17 protein-coding genes are annotated in these 15,181 nt (G+C 38.6%); 12 read left to right on the forward strand and 5 right to left on the reverse strand.

Translation table 11 applies throughout. The features are described 5' to 3' along the window. Positions 1 to 17 precede the first annotated feature (17 nt). The gene (gene recF, locus O3622_RS08925; RefSeq protein ID WP_247923899.1) at positions 18 to 1,115 is read right to left on the reverse strand and encodes a DNA replication/repair protein RecF; all 1,098 of its coding nucleotides are present in this window, start codon (positions 1,113 to 1,115) and stop codon (positions 18 to 20) included. 2 nt (positions 1,116 to 1,117) lie between these two features. After that, entirely contained in the window at positions 1,118 to 1,486 is a 369-nt protein-coding gene (gene yaaA, locus O3622_RS08930) for a S4 domain-containing protein YaaA (RefSeq protein ID WP_371607361.1), read from the reverse strand. Between the two features lie 160 nt (positions 1,487 to 1,646). On the opposite strand from yaaA, the gene yfmF reads away from it, so the two are divergent. The 12 genes from yfmF (at position 1,647) to tsf (ending at position 12,821) form a co-directional block, all read left to right on the forward strand. Next, complete coding sequence (yfmF, locus tag O3622_RS08935; RefSeq protein ID WP_371607362.1) at positions 1,647 to 2,897, forward strand: EF-P 5-aminopentanol modification-associated protein YfmF; 1,251 nt, start codon at positions 1,647 to 1,649, stop codon at positions 2,895 to 2,897. Further along, on the forward strand, positions 2,894 to 4,177 hold the full coding sequence (yfmH, locus tag O3622_RS08940; protein WP_371607363.1) for an EF-P 5-aminopentanol modification-associated protein YfmH: 1,284 nt from the start codon (positions 2,894 to 2,896) through the stop codon (positions 4,175 to 4,177). The genes yfmF and yfmH overlap by 4 nt, the downstream gene beginning before the upstream one ends. Before the next feature lie 35 nt (positions 4,178 to 4,212). Next, complete coding sequence (gene rodZ / locus O3622_RS08945) at positions 4,213 to 5,034, forward strand: cytoskeleton protein RodZ (RefSeq protein ID WP_371607364.1); 822 nt, start codon at positions 4,213 to 4,215, stop codon at positions 5,032 to 5,034. 10 nt (positions 5,035 to 5,044) lie between these two features. Next, the gene (gene pgsA / locus O3622_RS08950) at positions 5,045 to 5,590 is read left to right on the forward strand and encodes a CDP-diacylglycerol--glycerol-3-phosphate 3-phosphatidyltransferase (RefSeq protein ID WP_000712149.1); all 546 of its coding nucleotides are present in this window, start codon (positions 5,045 to 5,047) and stop codon (positions 5,588 to 5,590) included. Then, the gene (locus tag O3622_RS08955; protein WP_042768706.1) at positions 5,587 to 6,414 is read left to right on the forward strand and encodes an energy-coupling factor ABC transporter ATP-binding protein; all 828 of its coding nucleotides are present in this window, start codon (positions 5,587 to 5,589) and stop codon (positions 6,412 to 6,414) included. The genes pgsA and O3622_RS08955 overlap by 4 nt, the downstream gene beginning before the upstream one ends. Beyond that, positions 6,399 to 7,238 (forward strand): energy-coupling factor transporter ATPase, encoded by an 840-nt coding sequence (locus O3622_RS08960; RefSeq protein ID WP_000513212.1) that lies wholly within the window; start codon positions 6,399 to 6,401, stop codon positions 7,236 to 7,238. Before O3622_RS08955 ends, O3622_RS08960 begins: the two co-directional genes overlap by 16 nt. Beyond that, a complete protein-coding gene (locus O3622_RS08965) occupies positions 7,231 to 8,025 on the forward strand; it encodes an energy-coupling factor transporter transmembrane protein EcfT (protein ID WP_371607365.1) in 795 nt (264 codons plus the stop codon). The genes O3622_RS08960 and O3622_RS08965 overlap by 8 nt, the downstream gene beginning before the upstream one ends. Before the next feature lie 60 nt (positions 8,026 to 8,085). Next, on the forward strand, positions 8,086 to 8,901 hold the full coding sequence (gene mreC, locus O3622_RS08970) for a rod shape-determining protein MreC (RefSeq protein WP_001078971.1): 816 nt from the start codon (positions 8,086 to 8,088) through the stop codon (positions 8,899 to 8,901). A 2-nt stretch (positions 8,902 to 8,903) separates the two neighbouring features. Continuing rightward, positions 8,904 to 9,398 (forward strand): rod shape-determining protein MreD, encoded by a 495-nt coding sequence (mreD, locus tag O3622_RS08975; protein ID WP_084856392.1) that lies wholly within the window; start codon positions 8,904 to 8,906, stop codon positions 9,396 to 9,398. Between the two features lie 93 nt (positions 9,399 to 9,491). Beyond that, positions 9,492 to 10,700, forward strand: coding sequence for a peptidoglycan hydrolase PcsB (pcsB, locus tag O3622_RS08980; RefSeq protein WP_000726988.1), 1,209 nt, complete (start codon positions 9,492 to 9,494; stop codon positions 10,698 to 10,700). Between the two features lie 222 nt (positions 10,701 to 10,922). Beyond that, a complete protein-coding gene (gene rpsB / locus O3622_RS08985; protein ID WP_000268475.1) occupies positions 10,923 to 11,702 on the forward strand; it encodes a 30S ribosomal protein S2 in 780 nt (259 codons plus the stop codon). A gap of 78 nt (positions 11,703 to 11,780) precedes the next feature. Then, complete coding sequence (gene tsf, locus O3622_RS08990; RefSeq protein WP_000808056.1) at positions 11,781 to 12,821, forward strand: translation elongation factor Ts; 1,041 nt, start codon at positions 11,781 to 11,783, stop codon at positions 12,819 to 12,821. A 103-nt stretch (positions 12,822 to 12,924) separates the two neighbouring features. On the opposite strand, the gene cysK is transcribed toward tsf, so the two are convergent. From cysK to O3622_RS09005, 3 genes are all read right to left on the reverse strand, one after another. Beyond that, positions 12,925 to 13,851: a cysteine synthase A gene (cysK, locus tag O3622_RS08995; protein ID WP_000158480.1), complete on the reverse strand. Its 927-nt coding sequence runs from the start codon at positions 13,849 to 13,851 to the stop codon at positions 12,925 to 12,927. Positions 13,852 to 13,947: 96 nt separating this feature from the next. Next, the gene (locus tag O3622_RS09000; RefSeq protein WP_371607366.1) at positions 13,948 to 14,391 is read right to left on the reverse strand and encodes a PH domain-containing protein; all 444 of its coding nucleotides are present in this window, start codon (positions 14,389 to 14,391) and stop codon (positions 13,948 to 13,950) included. A 15-nt stretch (positions 14,392 to 14,406) separates the two neighbouring features. Further along, positions 14,407 to 15,042: a YigZ family protein gene (locus tag O3622_RS09005; protein WP_000395752.1), complete on the reverse strand. Its 636-nt coding sequence runs from the start codon at positions 15,040 to 15,042 to the stop codon at positions 14,407 to 14,409. Positions 15,043 to 15,181 lie beyond the last annotated feature (139 nt).

Here is a 15,181-nt window from a genome sequence, read left to right on the forward strand (position 1 = left end):
TTTTGTTTACAGTATTGTCAATGTTGATTTACAGAAATTTTACCGTTTTGAATGTTGAAAATACTAAGGTTTTCTGGCAAATTTTGCAAGTGGTCTAAACTTGTTGTTGTGATAAAGGTTTGGATAGATTGAGAAATGGTTTCTAGTAATTTTAGTTGCCGAGTATTGTCAAGTTCGCTCATAACATCATCAAGCAGTAGTATAGGAGACTCGTTGGTAATACTTTCCATTAGCTCAATTTCTGCCAGTTTGATAGAAAGAACAAGACTACGATGTTGACCTTGGCTTCCAAAACTAGCGTCCATACCATTGATATAAAAAGAAATATCATCTCGATGAGGACCAACACCAGTATTCTTTTTAAATAAGTCTCTGGATCTGCTTTTCTCTAAAGCAATTTTAAAGGAACTTGTTAGCTGTTCTTCATTAGTGAAGTTGACAGATGATTGATAAGATATTGACAGTTCTTCTAATTTATTTGAAATTTCTAAGTGTTTTTTTTGGCCAAATTTCTCTAAGTCTTTAATGAATTTTATCCGATGCTTTATAACGCGACAACCATACTCTATTAACTGATCATCTAAGACTGACAGAAATGTTTCATCAATCTTCTGGTTGGATTTTAGATAAGTATTTCTTTGCTTGAGTATGTGGTTATAGTTTGACAAGTCTGACAAGTAGATTGGTTTAATTTGTCCCAGTTCAATGTCTATAAACTTTCGACGGACAGAAGGTGCTCCTTTAATTAGCTGGAGATCTTCAGGTGCGAAGAGGACAACATTCATATGTCCAATATAGTCTGATAGGCGAGCTTGTTTTAAGTGATTGACTTTAGTCACACGCCCTTTTGGCGTTAAATCAATTTCTAGAGGGATAGAGCTTGTTTTCTTCTGTAGCAAGCCAGAAAGATGGAGTTGCTCGTTATCAAAGTGAATGAGATTTTTATCTGTACGAGTCCGATGACTACGTGTCAAGGCCAAGAAATAGATTGCTTCTAGAATATTGGTTTTTCCTTGTGCATTTTGACCTAGAAAGACATTTAATTTTGGATTGAAATCAATTTTTGCCTCTTTGTAGTTTCGAAAGGTTTTAATTGTTAAATGTTGGAGCCACATGGTTATCTTCCTGGAAAACGTGGAGCTTGTTTGGTTTTAGGTGATGAAGAAATTTTTTGTTTTTCTTTCTTGACGCCTTTATTCATCTCTTTGACAAGTTTAGCAATTCGCTCTTTCTCAATCTTATCTGCTTGATACTCTTCTTGCTCTTTTAAACTTGGTTGTGTCAAGGTGATGTCAATCTTTAAATCAGGAATGTCAATCGTATCTCCAATACGGATTTTTTTCCCACGTCTACTTTCTAACTCGCCATTAAAGTAAACTTGATGATCTATTAAAAAGGATTTGATAGCACCACCGCTTTGTATAATTCCAAGTTCTTTTAGGAGGGCTTGGAGCGTAATAAATTCTTCAAATAATTTGTATTCCATAATTCACCTCAATCTTTGGTATTATACCATATTTTCCTTGAAATAGCTGGAGGAAAGTTAGTTGAAATGAAAACGGTTTTACTCTTTAAAGCTATAAAGAGAACAAGAAAAATTTTGATTTTCGTGGTATAATAGAACTCTATATGTAAGGAGGTAAGGTATGAAATTAGTGCCTGGAATTTCAGCACATTTTGTTCAATCCAAAAAGTTTAAAACAAATAAAATCACTATTCGTTTTACTGCTCCCTTATCTCTTGAGACAATAGCAGGACGCATGTTAAGTGCTAGTATGTTGGAGACGGCAAATCAAGCTTATCCCACATCACAAGCATTTCGCAGATACTTGGCAAGTTTATATGGAACAGATATTTCCACAAGTGCTTATCGTAGGGGACAGGCACATATTCTTGACTTAACATTTACTTATGTGAGGGATGATTTTTTAAGCAAAAAGAATGTCTTGACTTCTCGAATTTTGGAATTGGTGAGACAGACTTTATTTGCTCCCTTAGCTCAAGATGGTGCTTTTGAGCCAGCTTTATTTGAAATTGAAAGAAAACAGTTATTGGCTAGTCTAGCTACTGATATGGATGATTCATTTTATTTTGCTCATAAGGAGTTGGATAGCTTGTTCTTCCATGATGAGCGTCTTCAATTGAGATACAGTGATTTACGAAATAGCATTTCAAATGAGTCTCCAGAAAGTAGCTACACGTGCTTTCAAAATGCTCTGAAGAATGATCGTATTGATTTCTTTTTCTTAGGTGATTTTAATGAAGTAGAAATTACAGAATCACTGAAGTCATTACCCTTTACAGCTAGAGAGAACGGCGTCACTATCCAGTACCATCAATCTTATTCGAATGTTCTACGAGAAGGAATGGTTCAGAGGAACGTTGGGCAATCTATTTTAGAATTAGGCTATCATTCTCCTGTAAAATATGGTGATGATGAGCATTTGCCCATGCTTGTTATGAATGGTTTGTTGGGTGAATTTGCACATTCGAAACTTTTTACAAATGTTCGTGAAAATGCTGGAATAGCCTATACAGTCTCGAGTCAATTGGATTTGTTTAGTGGTCTGTTAAGGATGTATGCGGGTATTGATAGAGAAAATAGAAATCAGGCTAGAAAAATGATGAATCATCAATTGCTAGATCTGAAAAAGGGTAACTTTACAGATTTTGAACTTGAACAAACAAAGGAGATGATTCGACGATCTTTGTTGATGGCTCAAGATAATCAACAGACCTTAGTTGAAAGAGTCTATTTGAATGCTCTATTGGGGAAATCAAGCTTTGATATTGATCGATTGGTGGCAAAATTAGAGAGTGTTGATAAAGAAGCTGTATGTAAAGTTGCCAATAGCTTGAAGTTACAAGCGATTTACTTTATGGAAGGAGTAGAATGACAAAGGTTACTTTTGAAGAAAAATACTATCCTGCTGTAAAGGAAACAGTCTACAAAACACAATTGTCAAATGGATTGACAGTTTCTTTACTCCCTAAACAAGATTTCAATGAGGTTTATGGGATTGTAACAGTTCAATTTGGTTCTGTAGATGCAACTTATACAAGCTTGGAAAAAGGTTTACGTCATCATCCAGCAGGAATTGCACATTTTCTTGAACATAAATTGTTTGAAAGAGAAAATTCTGAGGATATAATGGCTGCTTTTACTCGATTAGGTGCGGACAGTAATGCCTTTACAAGCTTTACTAAGACCAGCTATCTTTTTTCAACAATTGACCATCTATTAGAGAATTTAGATTTGCTAGATGAGTTAGTCGGAGATGTTCATTTTACAGAAGAGTCTGTTTTGAGGGAACAGGCTATTATCCAGCAAGAACGAGAAATGTACCAAGATGATCCAGATTCACGTTTGTTTTTTGCAACATTAGCCAACCTTTATCCTGATACTCCTTTAGCAACAGATATAGTTGGAAGTGAAAAATCAATTTCTGAGATTCAAGTTTCAAATTTAAAAGAGAACTTTACAGACTTTTACAAACCTGTCAACATGTCACTGTTTTTAGTTGGAAATATTGATGTGGAAGTTGTTGAGGAATACTTTTCGAAAAAGGAAAAGGAAGTTTCAAACCAGTTTACGGTTTCAAAAGAGCAACTCCTTTTGCAGCCTGTGAAGCAAACAGATAGTCTTCGGATGGAAGTTTCTTCACCCAAACTTGCTGTTGCGATTAGAGGTAATGGGCAAATAACAGAAGCTGAGTCTTATCGTTACAATATTTTATTGAAATTGCTATTTACGATGATGTTTGGTTGGACTTCTGATCGTTTTCAAAGGTTATATGAGTCTGGGAAGTTAGATGCGTCATTGTCACTTGAGGTTGAAGTCAACAGTCGCTTTCATTTTGTGATATTGACGATGGATACCAAAGAGCCTGTTTCTCTGTCGCATCAATTTCGGAAAGCGATTCGTCAGTTTAGTAGTGATACGGATATTACAGAGGAACATTTAGATCTTGTTAAGAGTGAGATGTTTGGGGAATTTTTCAGTAGCATGAACTCCTTGGAATTTATTGCAACTCAATACGATCCGATGGATCGCGGAGAAACAATTTTTGATTTTCCGAAAATTTTACAGGAAATTACTTTGGAGGATGTTCTAGAAGCTGGACATCGTTTGATTGATAATGGTGATCTAGTTGATTTTACAATCTTTCCAGCTTAAAAGATGACTAATACTAGAAAGAAGGAATGGTACGTATGAGAAAAAAAACAATTGGCGAGGTTCTACGTTTAGCTAGAATTAACCAGGGATTGAGTTTAGAAGAATTGCAGGAAAAAACTGAAATTCAGTTGCATTTTCTAGAAGCTATGGAGGCAGATGATTTTGATCGACTTCCTAGTACCTTCTATGCTCGTTCTTTTTTAAGAAAATATGCCTGGGCAGTAGAGTTAGATGAAGGAATTGTTTTGGATGCCTATGATTCAGGTAGTATGATCACTTATGAAGAGGTAGATGTCGATGAAGAAGACTTGTCTGGCCGCAGACGATCAAATAAGAAAAAAACCTCTTATCTCCCCTTGTTTTATTTCGTCCTATTTGCTTTGTCCATTTTAATTTTTGTCACTTACTATGTTTGGAACTACATCCAAACTCAGCCAAGTCCTTCTTCAGCTAATTATAGTGTTGTGAACTCGACTAGTTCAACGACCTCATCTAGTTCATCTTCTAGTAGTCAGACGTCTAGCTCGTCTTCTACTACGGAATCAACTATTACAGTGTCAGGTGAAGGAAACCGCATTGAAGCTCGGTATAAAACGAGCAAGGAAACCGCTACTGTTCAATTGGCAGTATCAGATGCAACTAGTTGGGTTAGTGTTTCAGGAAGTGAGCTGGAGGGTGGTGTGACACTATCCGCAGACAATAAGAATGCAAAAACAACAGTTTCAACTAAGAATCCCGTTACCATTACTTTAGGTGTAGTGAAGGGAGTTACTGTGACTGTGGACAATCAAACGATTGATACTTCGAAGCTGACAACTCAGACTGGAACTGTAACACTTACATTTACTACAGATTAAGGAAAAATCAATGAAAAAAGAACAAATTCCTAATGTATTAACTATTGGTAGAATTCTCTTTATACCTCTCTTTATTCTTATTTTGACTTTGGGTCATTCACAAGGCAGTCATTTGCTGGCAGCGATCATCTTTGCAGTTGCTAGTATAACGGATTATCTTGATGGTTACCTTGCTCGTAAATGGAATGTAGTCAGCAACTTTGGAAAATTTGCAGATCCGATGGCTGATAAGCTGTTGGTTATGTCAGCTTTTATCATGTTGATTGAGTTAGGCATGGCTCCAGCTTGGGTTGTTGCTATTATCATCTGTCGTGAACTTGCGGTGACAGGCTTGCGCTTGTTGCTTGTTGAGACGGGAGGGACAGTTCTAGCAGCAGCGATGCCAGGGAAAATCAAGACCTTTAGTCAAATGTTTGCCATTATCTTTTTGCTCTTACATTGGAATTTAATTGGTCAGCTGTTGCTTTATATCGCTTTGTTTTTCACTATCTACTCTGGTTATGATTATTTCAAGGGTAGCGCTCATGTATTCAAAGGGACATTTGGTTCGAAATGAAATCGATTATTGAAGTAAAAGATCTGTCTTTTCGTTACAAGGAAGACCAGGATCATTATGATGTTAATAATGTCTCGTTTCACGTGAAACGGGGAGAATGGCTTTCGATTGTAGGTCATAATGGGAGTGGAAAATCGACAACTATCCGTTTGATTGATGGCTTGCTTGAAGCAGAGTCTGGGGAAATCTGGATAGATGGGCAATTGCTGTCCTCTGAGAATGTTTGGGACTTACGCCGACAAATTGGTATGGTTTTTCAAAATCCAGATAATCAATTTGTGGGGGCGACTGTTGAAGATGATGTTGCCTTTGGTTTAGAAAATCAGGGACTTCCTCGTGAAGAAATGAAGAAGAGAGTGGCTGAATCTTTGGAGTTGGTAGGGATGCTGGACTTTAAGAAGAGAGAACCAGCTCGTTTATCTGGTGGACAAAAACAGCGGGTGGCTATTGCAGGAGTTGTTGCCTTGAGGCCAGCTATTTTAATTCTGGACGAGGCTACAAGTATGTTGGATCCCGAGGGACGACGAGAACTGATTCAGACAGTTCAAGAGATTCGAAAAGACCACCAGATGACAGTCGTCTCCATTACACATGACTTGGAAGAAGTTGCGATGAGTGACCGTGTCTTGGTCATGAAAAAAGGACAAGTGGAGTCAACCAGCAGTCCAAGAGAACTTTTTTCTCGGGATGACCTTGACCAGATAGGGTTGGATGAACCTTTTACTAATCAATTGAGAGAATCTTTGAGAGAGACTGGTTATCAGTTGCCGGATGGCTATTTGACAGAAGGAGAGCTAGAGGACAAGTTATGGGAATTACTCTAGAAAATGTGAGCTTTACCTATCAAGAGGGGACTCCCCTATCTTCATCAGCCTTGACTGATGTTTCTTTGACAATTGAGGATGGTTCCTATACAGCTTTAGTAGGGCACACAGGTAGTGGGAAATCAACGATTTTACAGCTTTTAAATGGCCTATTGGTACCAAGTAAGGGTTCTGTTCGAGTTTTCGATACCGTCATTACCCCTACATCAACCAATAAAGAAATTCGTCAGATTCGAAAGCAAGTTGGTCTAGTGTTTCAATTTGCTGAAAATCAGATTTTCGAAGAGACTGTTTTGAAAGATGTCGCATTTGGACCGCAAAATTTTGGAGTTTCTGAGGAAGAGGCCAAGAAAATTGCGCGTGAAAAGTTAGCCTTGGTAGGCATCGATGAGTCACTCTTTGAGCGCAGTCCTTTTGAACTTTCGGGTGGTCAGATGAGACGTGTGGCTATAGCAGGTATGCTAGCCATGGAGCCAACTGTCTTAGTTTTGGATGAGCCTACAGCTGGACTAGATCCTCTGGGCAGAAAAGAATTGATGACCTTGTTTAAAAAACTCCACCTTTCTGGAATGACAATCGTTCTGGTAACGCATTTGATGGATGATGTAGCTACGTATGCTGATCAGGTCTATGTTATGGAAAAGGGGCGTTTAGTCAAAAGTGGCAAACCGAGTGATGTTTTCCAAGATGTAGCCTCTATGGAAAAGGTGCAGTTAGGTGTGCCTAAAATAACAGCCTTTTGTAAACGTTTGGCAGATAGAGGTGTAGCTTTTAAAAAATTGCCAATCAAGATAGAGGAGTTTAAGGAGTCGCTAAATGGATAGTATGATTTTAGGGCGTTATATACCGGGGGATTCCATCATTCATCGCTTGGATCCGCGTAGTAAATTGCTTGCCATGATCCTGTTGATTTTGATTGTATTTTGGGCCAATAATCCTCTCACCAATCTCGTTCTGTTTGTAGCGACAGGTATATTTATCGCTTTGTCAGGCGTTTCCCTTTCATTTTTCATTCAGGGATTAAAATCCATGTTCTTCTTGATCGCTTTTACGACTCTTTTTCAGCTCTTTTTCATTTCAAGTGGAAATGTCCTATTTGAGTTTTCTTTTATAAGAATAACGGATTATGCTTTGCAACAAGCAGGAATCATTTTCTGTCGTTTTGTGTTGATTATTTTCTTTTCAACCTTGCTAACCTTAACGACCATGCCTTTGAGTCTGGCAGCTGCAGTTGAAGCTCTTTTAGCACCGATGAAACGCGTGAAAGTTCCCGTTCATGAAATTGGCCTCATGTTATCAATGAGTTTGCGTTTTGTTCCAACATTGATGGATGACACGACGCGAATTATGAATGCTCAGAAAGCCCGTGGAGTTGACTTTGGTGAAGGCAGCATCGTTCAAAAAGTAAAGGCTATGATTCCAATTTTAATTCCTCTTTTTGCGACGAGCTTAAAGCGTGCAGATTCATTGGCAATAGCGATGGAAGCGCGTGGTTATCAAGGAGGAAAGGGTAGAAGTCAGTATAGACAGTTGAGATGGAGTCAAAAGGATACACTGGCAATTCTTGTGATTTTGGTACTGGGATGTTTCTTATTTTTCTTAAAATCTTAGTAGGTTTGTAGGATTGATAAGAAGCTCACAGTAGCAGGTTTTTAGTATAAAGGTAGGAATATGAACCGTTTTAAAAAATCAAAATATCTAATCATCGTTTTTGTCACAGTTTTGGCAGTTTCTGTTCTATTAGTGACAACCTATTCAAGCGCTATTGTGACGAAACTAGGAGATGGGATTTCCTTAGTAGATAGAATTGTTCAAAAACCCTTTCAGTGGTTTGATACTTTCAAATCAGATTTGGGACATTTGACGCAGACTTACAATGAAAATGAGAGTCTAAAGAAACAGCTCTATCAACTAGAGGTGGAGTCTAATCAATCAGAAAGTTTAAAAAATGAAAATGAACAATTACGTCAGTTGCTGGATATGAAGTCAAAATTGCAGGCTACAAAAACCATTGCAGCAGATGTGATTATGCGAGCTCCAGTATCTTGGAAACAAGAGTTAACAATTGATGCGGGAAGTTCAAAAGGAGCTTCTGAAAATATGTTGGCCATTGCAAACGGGGGTTTGATTGGTAGTGTTTCAAAGGTGGAGGATCATTCAACAACGGTCAATCTATTGACAAACACCGAAAATTCAGACAAAATTTCTGTTAAAATCCTGCATGGTTCTACTGAAATTTACGGGATTATCGTTGGTTATGATAAGGAATCTGAACTGCTTAAAATTAGCCAATTAAACAGCAACAGCGACATTAGCGCGGGAGACAAGGTGACTACAGGGGGGCTCGGAAACTTTAATGTTAAGGATATCCCTGTTGGAGAGGTTGTTGCTACAACACACAGCAGTGATTATCTAACAAAGGAAGTAACAGTCAAGTTAAGTGCTGACACCAAAAATCTTCATGTGGTAGAGTTAGTGGGGAATTAGCAATGAGACTGTTAAAACAAATTGGTATTTTCTTTTTACTCCCTTTTGTCGTACTAATTGATGCACATATTGGACAATTAGCGGGATCCTTCTTCCCTCACTTTCATTTAGCAAGTCATTTTCTGTTTTTATTTCTCTTGTTTGAGACAATTGAGGTTTCAGAATATCTCTATCTAGCTTATTGCTGTATAGCGGGTTTGGTGTACGATATCTATTTTTTCCACTTGATAGGAATTGCAACACTTCTATTTATCTTGATAGGAGCTTCGCTCCATAAATTTAATAGTGTAATTTTGCTAAACCGTTGGACAAGAATGTTAACAATAGTTGTGATGAGTTTCCTATTTGATATGGGGAGCTATCTCCTTGCTCTTGCTATGGGATTGACAGTAGAATCGATGCCAGTTTTCATCGTCTACAGCCTTGTCCCATCAATGATTTTAAACTTTTTATGGATGCTTATTTTCCAATATATTTTTGAAAAATGTTATCTATAAGAAAGAAATAAAAATGTAACAAAGGCGTAATATTTATTATGTCTTTTTTTGGTATACTAGTAATGTCTTAAATAGAAGGAGTATCTACACAATATGAAGAAAAAAATCTTAGCGTCACTTTTATTAAGTACAGTATTAGTGTCTCAAGCGGCAGTATTGACAACTGTCCACGCTGAAACAACTGATGAAAAGATTGCTGCTCAAGATAGTAAGATTAGTAATTTGACAGCTCAACAAAAAGAAGCTCAAAAACAAGTAGATGAAATCCAAACGCAAGTTACAGCTATCCAAACTCAACAAACGAACTTGGAAGCTGAGAACGAAACTCTACAAGCTGAATCTAAAAAACTTGAAGGAGAAATTACAGAGCTCTCTAAGAACATTGTTGCTCGTAATGAATCTTTGGAAAAACAAGCACGTAGCGCACAAACAAACGGTGCTGCAACTAGCTACATCAATACAATTGTAAACTCAAAATCAATTACGGAAGCTATTTCACGTGTTGCAGCCATGAGCGAGATTGTATCAGCTAACAACAAAATGTTGGAACAACAGAAAGCTGATAAGAAATCTATCGCTGAAAAACAGGTTGCAAATAATGAAGCAATCAACACTGTCATTGCGAACCAACAAACACTTGCTGACGATGCACAAGCATTGACAACAAAACAAGCAGAGTTGAAAGTTGCTGAGTTAAACCTTGCTGCAGAGAAAGCTACTGCAGAAAGTGATAAAGCTACTTTATTGGAACAAAAAGCAGCAGCAGAGGCAGAAGCAAAAGCAGCAGCTGAAGCAGAAGCAGCTTATAAGGCACGTCAAACAAGTCAACAACAATCAGTTGTTGCTTCTGGAAATACAACACTTTCAGATCAAGTGCAAGCGACTTCAAGCTCTTCATCAGATGATGATTCAAGCTACACTCCAGCACCTGCTCCGACTCCAACTAGACAACGTCCAACATACAGTACAAATGCTTCAAGTTATCCAACTGGAGAATGTACTTGGGGAGCTAAAACATTAGCACCTTGGGCTGGAGATTACTGGGGTAACGGAGCGCAGTGGGCTACAAGTGCAGCAGCTGCAGGATTCCGTACAGGATCAACTCCACAAGTTGGTGCGATTGCATGTTGGAATGACGGTGGATATGGACACGTAGCGGTTGTTACAGCAGTTTCATCATCAACTAGCATTCAAGTATCAGAATCAAACTATGGTGGAGATCGTACAATCGGTAACAAACGTGGATGGTTCAACCCAACTACAACTTCTGAAGGTTACGTAACATACATCTATCCAAATTAATGAATGAAACGAAGAGGCTCGATTTGAGTCTCTTTTCTTTTTTAGTCTTAAGTTAGGCTAAAAACTAGCAAAACCACTTGAAAATATCGTTAAAATGTGGTAAAATGAAACTTGTCGTGTAAACGATAATACTCATTCTTGATGAATTGTGAAACTGTTGCCCTCGGGTCGTTTTGCAAGTTGAAGTCGAGGAGAGGAAAAAAACAAAAAGGAGAAATACTCATGGCAGTAATTTCAATGAAACAACTTCTTGAGGCTGGTGTACACTTTGGTCACCAAACTCGTCGCTGGAACCCTAAGATGGCTAAGTACATCTTCACTGAGCGTAACGGAATCCACGTTATCGACTTGCAACAAACTGTAAAATACGCTGACCAAGCATACGACTTTATGCGTGATGCAGCAGCTAACGATGCAGTTGTATTGTTTGTTGGTACTAAAAAACAAGCTGCTGACGCTGTTAAAGAAGAAGCAGAACGTTCAGGTCAATACTACATCAACCACCGTTGGTTGGGTGGAACTCTTACTAACTGGGGAACTATCCAAAAACGTATTGCTCGTTTGAAAGAAATCAAACGTATGGAAGAAGAAGGAATCTTCGACGTTCTTCCTAAGAAAGAAGTTGCACTTCTTAATAAACAACGTGCACGTCTTGAAAAATTCTTGGGTGGTATCGAAGACATGCCTCGTATCCCTGATGTAATGTACGTAGTTGACCCACATAAAGAACAAATCGCTGTTAAAGAAGCTAAAAAATTGGGTATCCCAGTTGTAGCGATGGTTGACACAAATACTGACCCAGACGATATCGATGTAATCATCCCAGCTAACGATGACGCTATCCGCGCTGTTAAATTGATCACAGCTAAATTGGCTGACGCTATCATCGAAGGACGTCAAGGTGAAGACGCAGCAGCAGTTGAAGCAGAATTTGCAGCTTCAGAAGCTCAAGCTGACTCAATCGAAGAAATCGTTGAAGTTGTAGAAGGCGACAACGCTTAATTCATATAAATAGTAATTACCTAGGAGGGCGGGGCCTAGCCCAGCTCTCCTATTTTTAAAAAATATAGGAGAATCAAAATGGCAGAAATTACAGCTAAACTTGTAAAAGAGTTGCGTGAAAAATCTGGTGCCGGTGTTATGGACGCTAAAAAAGCGCTTGTAGAAACAGACGGTGACATCGAAAAAGCGATTGAATTGCTTCGTGAAAAAGGTATGGCGAAGGCAGCTAAGAAAGCTGACCGTGTTGCAGCTGAAGGTTTGACTGGTGTATTTGTTAACGGTAACGTTGCAGCAGTAGTTGAAGTAAATGCCGAAACTGACTTCGTTGCGAAAAACGCTCAATTCGTTGACTTGGTAAACGCAACAGCTAAAGTAATCGCTGAAGGAAAACCAGCTAACAACGAAGAAGCTCTTGCTTTGACAATGCCTTCAGGTGAAACTCTTGAAGCTGCATATGTATCTGCAACAGCTACAATCGGTGAAAAAATCTCATTCCGTCGTTTTGCTTTGCTTGAAAAAACAGATGCACAACACTTCGGAGCATACCAACACAATGGTGGACGTATCGGTGTTATCTCTGTAATCGAAGGTGGAGACGAAGCGCTTGCTAAACAAATCTCAATGCACATTGCTGCGATGAAACCAACAGTTCTTTCTTACAAAGAATTGGATGAGCAATTCGTTAAAGATGAGTTGGCACAATTGAACCACGTAATCGACCAAGATAACGAAAGCCGTGCAATGGTTGGTAAACCAGCTCTTCCACACTTGAAGTATGGATCAAAAGCACAATTGTCTGATGAAGTGATTGCTCAAGCTGAAGCTGATATCAAAGCTGAGTTGGCTGCAGAAGGCAAACCAGAAAAAATCTGGGACAAAATCATCCCAGGTAAAATGGACCGCTTCATGCTTGACAACACCAAAGTTGACCAAGCATACACACTTCTTGCACAAGTATACATCATGGATGACAGCAAGACAGTTGAAGCTTACCTTGAATCAGTAAATGCTTCAGTAGTTGAGTTCGCTCGCTTTGAAGTTGGTGAAGGTATCGAGAAAGCTGCAAACGACTTTGAAGCAGAAGTTGCAGCTACAATGGCAGCAGCCTTGAATAACTAATAGAAAAGGAAGCAAATTGCTTCCTTTTTCTTTTGGTCTAGAGAGTAGATTCTGTATGAGTAAACAAAAAGCCCTTTAATAAGGGCTAAGTGTATTTAGGAGGTTACACTTCAAATTCATAGAGTGCTGTAGACAAATAACGTTCGCCGTTATCTGGTGCTAAAGCAAGGACTTTCTTACCTGTACCTAATTTCTTGGCAACCTCAATTGCCCCGTAAATTGCTGCAGCTGAAGAAATCCCAACCAGGAAGCCTTCTTTTCCACCAATTTCACGGCCAAGCGCTAGAGCATCATCTGACGTTACGCGAACGATACCATCATAGGCTTTTGTATCAAGTGTTTCAGGAATAAATCCAGCTGAGATGCCTTGAATTTTGTGAGGTCCTGGTTTTTCACCAGACAAGATAGCTGACTCGTCTGCCTCAACTGCATAAACTTGAATGTTTGAATTTGCTGCTTTAAGAGCGTGAGAAACACCTGAGATCGTTCCACCGGTGCCAACACCACCTACAAAAGCATCTAGTCCATCAGAACCGAAAGCAGCCAGTATTTCAGCTCCTGTTGTTCTTTCGTGTACTTCTGGATTAGCTGGATTATTAAATTGGAGTGGAAGGAAGCCGTCTCGTTCAGCGGCGATTTCCTGAGCTTTGGCAATAGCCCCTTTCATTCCTTCGCTACCAGGAGTAAGGACGAGTTCAGCACCATAGGCTTGGATAATCTTGCGTCGTTCCACACTCATCGTTTCAGGCATGACGATAACAACTTTATATCCTTTAGCGGCACCAACCCATGAAAGACCGATACCAGTGTTTCCACTCGTTGCTTCAACAATAGTAGCTCCCGGTTTTAGAATACCATCTTGTTCTGCTTTTTCAATCATGCTAAGGGCAATACGGTCTTTTACTGACGATCCAGGGTTAAAAGCTTCTAGTTTAACATAGACGTCTGCAGCACCCTCTGGAACAATGTTGTTGAGTTTAACAATCGGTGTTTGTCCAATAAGTTCAGTGATATTATTATAAATAGTCATAGATATACCTCTTTGTATAAGATGATACTAGTATAACGCGCTTAAGGCTATTTGTAAAATATAGAAATCCTATCAAAGTGATAGGATTTTTTTATATCAAAGGTCTAAGCCATTAATTTTTAATCGATTGTGATAAGCCAATTCTAATAAATAGGTGTAAAGAGGGAGGATGTCCGTTTTTTTAGGGAATTCAAATTTATGGAAACTCAGATGCTCATTATGTACTTTAAGAGAGATATTTTCTAAATAAGTAATCGTAATCTCACTATCATCTATACCTGCTCCAGCAGTTTCCATTTCAACGTTTACAATGTTCATCAAAAAGAGTGACTTAACAGACACCTTGCGACCAGTGGCACCTTGCTTATCTGTAAAAATAATACGAATATTTGTAAAGATGATGGAATCGCGAATAAGTTTATATCCACTTTGAATTTCTTCATTCTCTAGTAGATATTGACCATATTCTTTGATAAGAGTCTCTTTGTTTTCCTCGCTGAAGTTACCAGCAAGTCCTTGAATAAATTTTCCAAACACCATGTATTTCTCCTTTATTTACACTAAGTTTACAGGAACTTCAACTTCTCGTAAACCTTGATCTGTTAAAGTAACCTTTCCATTAAAAAACTCTACAAGAGCAGACTTAATATTTTCTTTCTCTTCCTTATCAACATAAATCATTGTATCAACTTGATCTGTAAAGTTTGTATCCAGCTCCATGAGATGATGCTCTCTAAGGAAATTGCCATATTCTTGATACTGAGCGTAAGACATCTGAATGGCTATGCCAGCCTGCTCTTTGATTTCAATAATGCCAATTTCTTTGACAGCCAAGGCCACACTACCTGCGTAAGCACGAATCAAACCTCCAGCGCCTAACTTAATTCCACCAAAGTAACGAGTAACTACTACGCAGACATTGGTAAGATTATGATTTTCTAAGACGCCAAGCATAGGGACTCCAGCAGTACCACTAGGTTCGCCATCATCACTCGTACGCTTTATCTCACTGCGTTCCCCTACAATAAAAGCAGAGCAGTTATGGGTGGCTTTGTAGTGTTCTTTTTTGATAGCAGTGATAAAGTCACGAGCTTCTTCTTCACTATAGACACGCTTGGCATGACAGATAAAGCGTGATTTTTTGATTTCTTCTTGGACCTGCCCATCCTCTTTAATTGTTCTAAATTCCATGATTTAATTGTACTAAAAAATTACCTAAAGCGCTATATTTTTACGAATATTAAAGTATGAAAGTAAATCCAAATTATCTCGGTCGCTTGTTTACTGAGAAAGAATTAACGGAAGAAGAACGACAGGAAGCAGTGAGACT

The sequence above is a fragment of the Streptococcus sp. 27098_8_51 genome (genome assembly GCF_041432205.1).
GTDB lineage: Bacteria > Bacillota > Bacilli > Lactobacillales > Streptococcaceae > Streptococcus.

What these genes read in the sequence shown, in the direction of transcription:
- recF (WP_247923899.1), bottom strand. Translation starts at nt 1,115, where the DNA reads ATGTGGCTCCAACATTTAACAATTAAAACCTTTCGAAACTACAAAGAG.
- yaaA (WP_371607361.1), bottom strand. Translation starts at nt 1,486, where the DNA reads ATGGAATACAAATTATTTGAAGAATTTATTACGCTCCAAGCCCTCCTA.
- yfmF (WP_371607362.1), top strand. Translation starts at nt 1,647, where the DNA reads ATGAAATTAGTGCCTGGAATTTCAGCACATTTTGTTCAATCCAAAAAG.
- yfmH (WP_371607363.1), top strand. Translation starts at nt 2,894, where the DNA reads ATGACAAAGGTTACTTTTGAAGAAAAATACTATCCTGCTGTAAAGGAA.
- rodZ (WP_371607364.1), top strand. Translation starts at nt 4,213, where the DNA reads ATGAGAAAAAAAACAATTGGCGAGGTTCTACGTTTAGCTAGAATTAAC.
- pgsA (WP_000712149.1), top strand. Translation starts at nt 5,045, where the DNA reads ATGAAAAAAGAACAAATTCCTAATGTATTAACTATTGGTAGAATTCTC.
- O3622_RS08955 (WP_042768706.1), top strand. Translation starts at nt 5,587, where the DNA reads ATGAAATCGATTATTGAAGTAAAAGATCTGTCTTTTCGTTACAAGGAA.
- O3622_RS08960 (WP_000513212.1), top strand. Translation starts at nt 6,399, where the DNA reads ATGGGAATTACTCTAGAAAATGTGAGCTTTACCTATCAAGAGGGGACT.
- O3622_RS08965 (WP_371607365.1), top strand. Translation starts at nt 7,231, where the DNA reads ATGGATAGTATGATTTTAGGGCGTTATATACCGGGGGATTCCATCATT.
- mreC (WP_001078971.1), top strand. Translation starts at nt 8,086, where the DNA reads ATGAACCGTTTTAAAAAATCAAAATATCTAATCATCGTTTTTGTCACA.
- mreD (WP_084856392.1), top strand. Translation starts at nt 8,904, where the DNA reads ATGAGACTGTTAAAACAAATTGGTATTTTCTTTTTACTCCCTTTTGTC.
- pcsB (WP_000726988.1), top strand. Translation starts at nt 9,492, where the DNA reads ATGAAGAAAAAAATCTTAGCGTCACTTTTATTAAGTACAGTATTAGTG.
- rpsB (WP_000268475.1), top strand. Translation starts at nt 10,923, where the DNA reads ATGGCAGTAATTTCAATGAAACAACTTCTTGAGGCTGGTGTACACTTT.
- tsf (WP_000808056.1), top strand. Translation starts at nt 11,781, where the DNA reads ATGGCAGAAATTACAGCTAAACTTGTAAAAGAGTTGCGTGAAAAATCT.
- cysK (WP_000158480.1), bottom strand. Translation starts at nt 13,851, where the DNA reads ATGACTATTTATAATAATATCACTGAACTTATTGGACAAACACCGATT.
- O3622_RS09000 (WP_371607366.1), bottom strand. Translation starts at nt 14,391, where the DNA reads ATGGTGTTTGGAAAATTTATTCAAGGACTTGCTGGTAACTTCAGCGAG.
- O3622_RS09005 (WP_000395752.1), bottom strand. Translation starts at nt 15,042, where the DNA reads ATGGAATTTAGAACAATTAAAGAGGATGGGCAGGTCCAAGAAGAAATC.